Annotated in this window: 8 protein-coding genes; 7 read left to right on the forward strand and 1 reads right to left on the reverse strand. The window is 41.9% G+C overall.

Features of this window, described 5'->3' with window-relative positions; genetic code table 11:
- Nucleotides 1-129: 129 nt before the first annotated feature.
- Nucleotides 130-1,590 carry an NCS2 family permease gene (locus tag C1E99_RS07020; protein ID WP_105207078.1) on the reverse strand — a complete coding sequence of 487 codons (1,461 nt, stop codon included), beginning with the start codon at nt 1,588-1,590 and terminating at the stop codon, nt 130-132.
- A gap of 240 nt (nt 1,591-1,830) precedes the next feature.
- On the opposite strand from C1E99_RS07020, the gene C1E99_RS07025 reads away from it, so the two are divergent.
- The 7 genes from C1E99_RS07025 to C1E99_RS07055 all read left to right on the forward strand — a co-directional run bounded on the left by C1E99_RS07025 (nt 1,831) and on the right by C1E99_RS07055 (nt 7,765).
- The gene (locus C1E99_RS07025; RefSeq protein WP_105207079.1) at nt 1,831-2,640 is read left to right on the forward strand and encodes a Cof-type HAD-IIB family hydrolase; all 810 of its coding nucleotides are present in this window, start codon (nt 1,831-1,833) and stop codon (nt 2,638-2,640) included.
- A gap of 217 nt (nt 2,641-2,857) precedes the next feature.
- A complete protein-coding gene (locus C1E99_RS07030) occupies nt 2,858-3,850 on the forward strand; it encodes a PTS sugar transporter subunit IIB (RefSeq protein ID WP_105207080.1) in 993 nt (330 codons plus the stop codon).
- Between the two features lie 29 nt (nt 3,851-3,879).
- On the forward strand, nt 3,880-4,686 hold the full coding sequence (locus C1E99_RS07035) for a PTS mannose/fructose/sorbose transporter subunit IIC (protein ID WP_105207081.1): 807 nt from the start codon (nt 3,880-3,882) through the stop codon (nt 4,684-4,686).
- Between the two features lie 18 nt (nt 4,687-4,704).
- Nucleotides 4,705-5,616, forward strand: coding sequence for a PTS system mannose/fructose/sorbose family transporter subunit IID (locus tag C1E99_RS07040; protein ID WP_105207082.1), 912 nt, complete (start codon nt 4,705-4,707; stop codon nt 5,614-5,616).
- A gap of 59 nt (nt 5,617-5,675) precedes the next feature.
- Nucleotides 5,676-6,047 carry a DUF956 family protein gene (locus C1E99_RS07045; protein WP_105207083.1) on the forward strand — a complete coding sequence of 124 codons (372 nt, stop codon included), beginning with the start codon at nt 5,676-5,678 and terminating at the stop codon, nt 6,045-6,047.
- A 216-nt stretch (nt 6,048-6,263) separates the two neighbouring features.
- Nucleotides 6,264-7,538 carry a serine--tRNA ligase gene (gene serS / locus C1E99_RS07050; protein WP_105207084.1) on the forward strand — a complete coding sequence of 425 codons (1,275 nt, stop codon included), beginning with the start codon at nt 6,264-6,266 and terminating at the stop codon, nt 7,536-7,538.
- A gap of 11 nt (nt 7,539-7,549) precedes the next feature.
- Nucleotides 7,550-7,765 carry a PspC domain-containing protein gene (locus C1E99_RS07055; RefSeq protein ID WP_105207085.1) on the forward strand — a complete coding sequence of 72 codons (216 nt, stop codon included), beginning with the start codon at nt 7,550-7,552 and terminating at the stop codon, nt 7,763-7,765.
- The last annotated feature ends 146 nt before the right edge of the window (nt 7,766-7,911 follow it).

Here is a 7,911-nt window from a genome sequence, read left to right on the forward strand (position 1 = left end):
CTAGTTGTTTTGTGGTTATTATAATTATAAAGCATGAAATGGAAAACGAGCAACTCCTAATTGGAATTGCTCGTTTTTTTTATGTATGAGCAGCTAGTTTTTGCCCAGCCTCCTGACTATTGGGGCATTTTACAAGAGAGCTAAAATGATGAAATTCAGAATAAATAGTGCTGTAGCTCCCCAAAGGATTGGGTGAATTTCTTTAGCCTTACCAGTTGAAACTTTTACCAAGCAATAGAAGATAAATGCTGCTGCAATACCGTATGAGATTGAGAAGCAAAGCGCCATGAAGAAGGCTGCAAAGAAGGCTGGAAGAGCGTCTTCAAATTGGCTCCAATCCACATCTAGGAATGATGAAACCATCATAACACCAACAATAATCAAAGCTGGAGCTGTTGCCGCTGCTGGAACAATACCGATAAATGGCAAGATAAGGATTGAAAGAAGGAAGAGAACCGCTGTTGTAACAGCTGTCAAACCAGTACGACCACCTGCTGAGATACCTGCTGCAGATTCAACGTAAGTTGTCGTATTCGATGTTCCAAAGAGGGCACCGATTGATGTACCAATCGCATCTGCAAAGAGTGCCTTGTCCATCTTAGAGTTAAAGCCTGTACCATTTTCGAGAGCTTTCTCATCTTCCTCAGAGAAGATACCTGTCTTACGACCTGTACCGATAAAGGTACCAAGTGTGTCAAAGGTATCTGACAAGCTGAAGGCAAAGATAGTCATCAAGACAAGAGGCAGACGACTTGAATCAGCAAAGAGTGAAGAAAGACCACCAAAAGCTGCTAAAAAAGTCGTACCAAGCTCCGCAAAGGCTGTACCGATATTGTTGTTTGCAAAGTCAATAGTTGAAAGGTCTACGACACCTGCTGGAATACCAGCTAAAGTTGTTGCGACGATTCCAATCAAAATCGCACCACGAACATTTTTAATAACCAGTACAGCTGTCAAAAGAAGACCGAACACTGTCAAGAGAACACTTGGATCAGTAAAGGTTGAAATACCAGGTACGACACCACCACCAGCAAAAACTGAGAAGACACCATTTGCGAAAGTATCTGCGGTAGCATCCGCAGGAGCAACTCCGTTAACAGTAATAATATCTGAACCAGAAGTCAAGAAAGTAATCAAGTTAGAGTTCTTGAAACCAAGGTAGGCAACGAATACACCGATACCACCACCGATTGCATGTTGTAAACTAACTGGAATTGCCTTGATAATACTCTTACGAACCTTTGTAACTGTGATAAAAACATTAAACAAACCACAAAGGAAAACCATTGCCAAGGCTTCCTGCCAAGTAAAACCAAGACCAATAACCACTGTATAGGTAAAGAAGGCGTTTAGTCCCATCCCTGGTGCCAAGGCGTAAGGTACGTTAGCAAATAATCCCATAACAAGCGTCGAAACCGCACTGGCAATAATTGTCGCCAAGAAAACAGCTTGAGATGGCATCCCTGCAACACTTAAGATGCTTGGGTTGACAAATAAAATATATGACATAGCGAAGAAAGTCGTAAGACCCGCCATAATTTCAGTCGAAACGGTCGTACCGTGTTCTTTTAACTTAAAAAATGAATCCATTTTCAATTTTTCTCCTTTAATTTACGAACGATATTTGTATTATAAACAAAAAACGATAGTTTTTCAAGCATTTTTAAAAAGAAAGCGTTTTTTTATTCGATTTTTGAACTTTATATTCGTAAATAACGAACATTTCTCTGATTTTAACGAATATTCCCTGATATATTATGTTTTTTGCTTTTCCTTTAACATTTTGCTATACTGGAAATTATTATTTTAGAGAGGTAAAGTGAATAGAATATGAAGAAAATAATAGCCCTTGACCTAGACGGAACACTGTTAAACGCAAAAAGCCAACTATCTGATTACACTATTTCTACTATAAAAAAGGTTAGTCAGGCAGGGCATATCGTTCTCATCGCAACTGGTCGTCCTTATAGAATGGCTGAAAAATTTTACCATCAATTAGAATTAGATACTCCCATGATCAATTTTAATGGATCCTTGATTCATCTCCCAGGAAAAAAGTGGCAATGGGAAAAAAATTTTCTTATTGATAAGAAATATTTGCTTGAATTTCTCAAGGAAGAAGAACAATTCGAGGCCGATTTTATTGCAGGCGAGTACAAAAATAAATTTTTTATCACGCAAAATAATCTTGATAAAATTGATCCTTCTTTAATGGGAGTTGAGCAGATCACACCTGAGACACTTATAAAACCAGAATTGATTACTAGCGATCCACACTCTATCCTTATGCAAACGCATGCTGCTGATAAGTATGAACTTGCCAAAGAAATGAAAGCCTACTTTAATGATGAATTAGAAATCAATACTTGGGGTGGGCCACTTAATATTCTAGAAACCTGTGCAAAGGGAGTGAATAAGGCAACTGCACTAACCTATGTACTAGACCTGTATCAAGCAAGTCCCAAAGACTTAATTGCCTTTGGTGACGAGCACAATGATGTTGAGATGTTACAACTTGCTGGCACTGCCTATGCTATGAAAAATTGTAGCGAAACCCTACGTCCACACGCAAATCGTTTAACAGAATTTGCAAATTTTGAAGATGGGGTTGCAAAGGAATTGGAGAAACTCTTCCTATAAACTAAGGCACCTTTCCTGTCATTTTTCATATGTTTTACATATTATTTATCATATTTCCGAAATTTATACATGAAAATTTCGGAAATTTTTGTTTTTTATATACAAATTTGCTTGACAAAATCATTGAAAACGTTTTATAATAGACAAGTTCAAAAAATGTAAGCCCATTCATTGCTTTGCATTTCAAAGAACTAGAAAAAATTTAGGGGGAACAATAATGAGTATTGGAATCATTATTGCAAGTCATGGCGAATTTGCTGCTGGTATTCATCAGTCAGGTTCAATGATCTTTGGCGAACAGGATAAAGTACAGGTTGTTACTTTCATGCCAAGTGAAGGACCAGATGATTTATATGCTAAGCTCAATGCTGCCGTGGACGCATTCGATGCCGATGATGAAGTTTTGGTATTGGCTGATCTTTGGAGTGGGTCACCATTTAACCAAGCAAGCCGCGTAGCTGGTGAAAATCCAGATCGTAAGTTTGCCATCATCACAGGCCTTAACTTGCCAATGTTGATCCAAGCCTATACAGAGCGTATGATTAACGCTGACGCAGGCGTGGAAGAAGTTGCGGCAAACATTATTAAAGAAGCCAAGGATGGTGTGAAGGTTCTTCCAGAAGAACTTCAACCCGCAGAAGCTGCTCCAGTAACTGAAGCAGCACCAACTGCTCCACAAGGTGCAATCCCTCCAGGGACTGTTATCGGAGATGGCAAGCTGAAAATCAACTTGGCTCGTATCGACACTCGTCTCTTGCATGGTCAAGTTGCGACTGGTTGGACTCCTGCTTCTAAGGCAGATCGTATCATCGTTGCTTCAGATACAGTTGCTAAAGATGAATTGCGCAAACAACTTATCAAACAAGCTGCACCTGGTAACGTGAAAGCGAACGTTGTCCCAATCAAGAAATTGATTGAGGTTTCTAAAGACCCTCGCTTTGGTAACACACATGCCTTAATTCTCTTCGAAACGCCTCAAGAAGCGCTCGAAGCGATCGAAGGTGGCGTAGAAATCAAAGAATTGAACGTCGGTTCTATGGCTCACTCAACTGGTAAAACAATGGTTAACAACGTATTATCAATGGACAAAGATGATGTTGCAACCTTTGAAAAATTGCGTGACTTGGGCGTGGAATTTGATGTGCGTAAAGTACCAAACGATTCAAAGAAAGACTTGTTTGAGTTAATCAACAAGGCAAACGTTCAATAATACAATCTGATTTAAGAAAGGATTTCAACATGGATATTACACTTATTTCCGCAATTCTTGTTGTCATCGTTGCCTTCTTCGCAGGTCTTGAAGGTATCCTTGACGAATTTCAATTCCATCAACCATTGGTAGCTTGTACCCTTATCGGTCTTGTAACTGGTAACTTGGCTGCAGGCGTTATGCTCGGTGGTTCTCTACAAATGATCGCTCTTGGTTGGGCGAACATCGGTGCAGCCGTTGCACCAGACGCAGCACTTGCTTCTGTAGCTGCTGCTATCATCATGATCAAAGGTGGCGACTTCTCAGCAGAAGGTATTGCCGTTGCAACAACAACTGCTATCCCTCTTGCCGTTGCTGGTCTTTTCCTTACAATGATCGTTCGTACTATCTCAGTTGGTTTGGTTCACGGTGCAGACAATGCTGCTAAAGATGCAAACTTTGCTGCGGTAGAACGTTATCACTTGTTCGCTCTTCTTCTTCAAGGATTGCGTATCGCAATCCCTGCAGCACTTCTACTTGCAATGCCAGCTGAAGCTGTTCAATCTGTTCTTGAAGCAATGCCAGAATGGCTCAAAGGCGGTATGGCTGTCGGCGGTGGTATGGTTGTTGCCGTAGGTTATGCTATGGTTATCAACATGATGGCAACTCGTGAAGTATGGCCATTCTTCGCCCTCGGTTTCGCATTTGCAGCCCTCAGCGAATTAACACTTATCGCACTTGGTGTTATCGGTGTAGCGATCGCTCTTATCTACCTCAACTTGTCTAAACAAGGTGGTTCAGGAAACAGCAGCGCTTCTTCAAATGACCCAATCGGCGATATCCTTGAAGACTACTAAGAGAAGGGAGATTTAACCATGTCAGAAAAAATTCAACTTTCCGTAAGCGATCGTAAAAAAGTTTGGTGGCGTTCAACCTTCCTTCAAGGTTCTTGGAACTACGAGCGTATGCAAAACTTGGGTTGGGCATATGCAATGATTCCTGCTATCAAAAAACTCTACACGAAAAAAGAAGACCAAGCAGCTGCTCTTGAGCGTCACTTGGAATTCTTCAACACTCACCCATACGTTGCTTCACCAATCCTTGGTGTAACACTTGCTCTTGAAGAAGAGCGCGCAAACGGTGCTGCTATCGATGACACAGCTATCCAAGGGGTGAAAATCGGTATGATGGGACCTCTTGCTGGTATCGGTGACCCAGTCTTCTGGTTTACTGTTCGCCCAATCCTCGGCGCCCTCGGTGCATCACTTGCACTTACTGGTAACATCATGGGTCCAATCATCTTCTTCTTTGGTTGGAATGCAATCCGTATGGCTTTCCTATGGTATACACAAGAATTTGGTTACAAAGCTGGTAGTGAAATTACCAAAGACATGTCAGGTGGTATCCTTCAAGACATTACTAAAGGTGCATCTATCCTTGGTATGTTCATCCTTGCCGTTCTTGTTCAACGTTGGGTATCTATCAACTTTACCGTTGACCTTCCTGCAAAACAATTGTCAGAAGGTGCTTACATCGTCTTCCCAGAAGGCACTGTAACAGGTACTGAGCTTCAAGGTATCTTAGGTGACGCCCTTAGCGGACTTAGCCTTTATCCAACTCAAGCACAAAACTTGCAAGGCCAGTTGAACAGCTTGATTCCTGGTTTGATGGGACTTCTCCTTACTTTCCTCTGCATGCACTTGCTTAAGAAGAAAGTAACACCAATCACAATGATTATCGGTCTCTTCATCGTAGGTATCATCGCTCGTTTCTTCGGAATTATGTAATCAATAACCCCGCTCTTGCGGGGTTTTATGATATAATGAATATCTAGGAAGGGAGCACTATGGCACAATCACAAAATACAAGCGTTGAACTACAAACCACAGGGGTTTCCTACACGGGCTTTGGTGGCAAGGTTGGTAAATTTCTAATTGGTGACAAGGCACTTGAGTTCTACCCAGATAGCAACGTTGAACGCTATATCCAGATTCCTTGGTCAGAAATGACTAGCATTGGCGCAAACGTTTCTGGAAAAACAATCAGCCGTCATTTTGAAATTTATACAGAAAAAAGTCGATTCTTGTTTGCTTCTAAAGACTCTGGTAAGATTCTTAAAATTGCCCGTGAGCATATCGGAAATGAAAAAGTTGTGAAATTACCGACTCTTCTGCAAACAATCGGCAGAAAAATTTCGAATCTATTTGCCAAAAAATAAAAAATCAAGTATAATAGTAGAAACGGATAAGTAGCTTCTAGCTCCTTTCAGAAAGTCTGCGGTCGCTGTGAGCAGATAGGAAAAAGTTGTGAAATTCTACCGTTGCTATAAAAATGATATACTTAAAGTGCACAGAATGTGAAGCTGGATGGAACCGCGGTAAATATCGCTCCAGCATCTCTCATTCTGTGTTTTTTTATTCTAAAGGAGACATCTATGCTAGATATCAAACGTATTCGTACAGATTTTGACGGAGTAGCTGCCAAATTAGCTACTCGTGGTGTGGCTGCCGAAACATTGGCAGACATCAAGGACTTGGATGCAAAGCGCCGTGAAATCTTGGTTACTGTAGAAGAATTAAAAGCAGAGCGCAACACCGTTTCTGCGGAGATTGCCCAAGCAAAACGCAACAAGGAAAATGCGGACGACAAGATTGCTGCCATGCAAAAATTATCTGCCGATGTGAAAAACTTGGATGCTGAACTCTTGGAAATCGATGAAAAACTAAATGCCATCCTTGCAGTTCTACCAAATACGCCGCACGATTCTGTCCCTATTGGTGCAGACGAAGAAGAGAACGTGGAGGTTCGTCGTTGGGGAACACCTCGTGAATTCACTTTCGAGCCAAAAGCTCACTGGGATTTGGGTGAGGACCTCGATATTCTGGACTGGGAACGTGGGGCAAAAGTCACTGGTGCCCGCTTCCTCTTCTACAAGAACTTAGGTGCTCGTTTGGAGCGTGCCCTCTACAACTTCATGTTGGACGAGCATATCGCAGAAGGCTACCAAGAAATCATCACACCTTACATGGTCAACCATGACTCTATGTTCGGTACTGGTCAATATCCTAAGTTCAAGGAAGATACTTTTGAGTTGGCAGACACTAACTTCGTCCTCATCCCAACTGCGGAAGTTCCACTGACCAACTACTACCGCAACGAGATTTTGGAAGAAAAAGACCTGCCAATCTACTTCACAGCCATGAGCCCATCTTTCCGTTCTGAAGCTGGTTCTGCTGGTCGTGACACCCGTGGTCTGATCCGCCTTCACCAATTCCACAAGGTTGAAATGGTCAAATTTGCCACACCAGAGCAATCTTATGATGAATTGGAAAAAATGACGACAAACGCAGAAAATATCCTTCAAAAATTAGGCTTGCCTTACCGCGTTTTGGCCCTCTGTACAGGAGATATGGGCTTCTCAGCTGCTAAGACCTATGACTTGGAAGTCTGGATTCCTGCCCAAAATGCCTACCGTGAAATCTCCAGCTGTTCAAATACCGAGGATTTCCAAGCCCGCCGTGCCCAAATCCGCTACCGCGATGCTGCTGACGGCAAGGTTAAATTGCTCCACACCCTTAACGGTTCAGGTCTAGCTGTTGGTCGTACAGTGGCTGCCATCCTTGAAAACTACCAAAATGAAGACGGATCTGTCACCATTCCAGAAGTGCTCCGTCCATACATGGGTGGGGTTGATGTGATTAAGCCTTAGAGGTAAGGAATATGAAAAAGAAATGGTATAAGGACAAAAGTCGTGGTGAACTTGCTGGCGTTATCGCAGGTCTTTATGACTACTTTAACCTATATGAAAACTACGGTTGGAAATTAGAGAATGTTCGTTTGGTGGTCATTATATTAGCTATTGTAACCAACCTACCCTTTCTAACTGCCTACATCATTCTGGCTATACTTTTACCAGACAAGTCTGAACTCAACTAAAGCATAGCAAAAGACGACTCCTTCTAGGAGTCGCTTCAGATTGCAGACAAACATCGTTTTGGTGTTTGTCTTTTTTACTGTTTTTAGGGAAAAATAGCTGTTTTGGTGCTTAAACCACCTCATCTGGACAAAATAAAAAGGCCTTC

Origin of the sequence: Streptococcus suis (genome assembly GCF_002964045.1) — a bacterium.
GTDB classification, from domain to species: Bacteria; Bacillota; Bacilli; order Lactobacillales; family Streptococcaceae; genus Streptococcus; species Streptococcus suis_U.

Coding starts and splice junctions, on each gene's coding strand:
- C1E99_RS07020 (WP_105207078.1), bottom strand. CDS start 1,590: ATGGATTCATTTTTTAAGTTAAAAGAACACGGTACGACCGTTTCGACT.
- C1E99_RS07025 (WP_105207079.1), top strand. CDS start 1,831: ATGAAGAAAATAATAGCCCTTGACCTAGACGGAACACTGTTAAACGCA.
- C1E99_RS07030 (WP_105207080.1), top strand. CDS start 2,858: ATGAGTATTGGAATCATTATTGCAAGTCATGGCGAATTTGCTGCTGGT.
- C1E99_RS07035 (WP_105207081.1), top strand. CDS start 3,880: ATGGATATTACACTTATTTCCGCAATTCTTGTTGTCATCGTTGCCTTC.
- C1E99_RS07040 (WP_105207082.1), top strand. CDS start 4,705: ATGTCAGAAAAAATTCAACTTTCCGTAAGCGATCGTAAAAAAGTTTGG.
- C1E99_RS07045 (WP_105207083.1), top strand. CDS start 5,676: ATGGCACAATCACAAAATACAAGCGTTGAACTACAAACCACAGGGGTT.
- serS (WP_105207084.1), top strand. CDS start 6,264: ATGCTAGATATCAAACGTATTCGTACAGATTTTGACGGAGTAGCTGCC.
- C1E99_RS07055 (WP_105207085.1), top strand. CDS start 7,550: ATGAAAAAGAAATGGTATAAGGACAAAAGTCGTGGTGAACTTGCTGGC.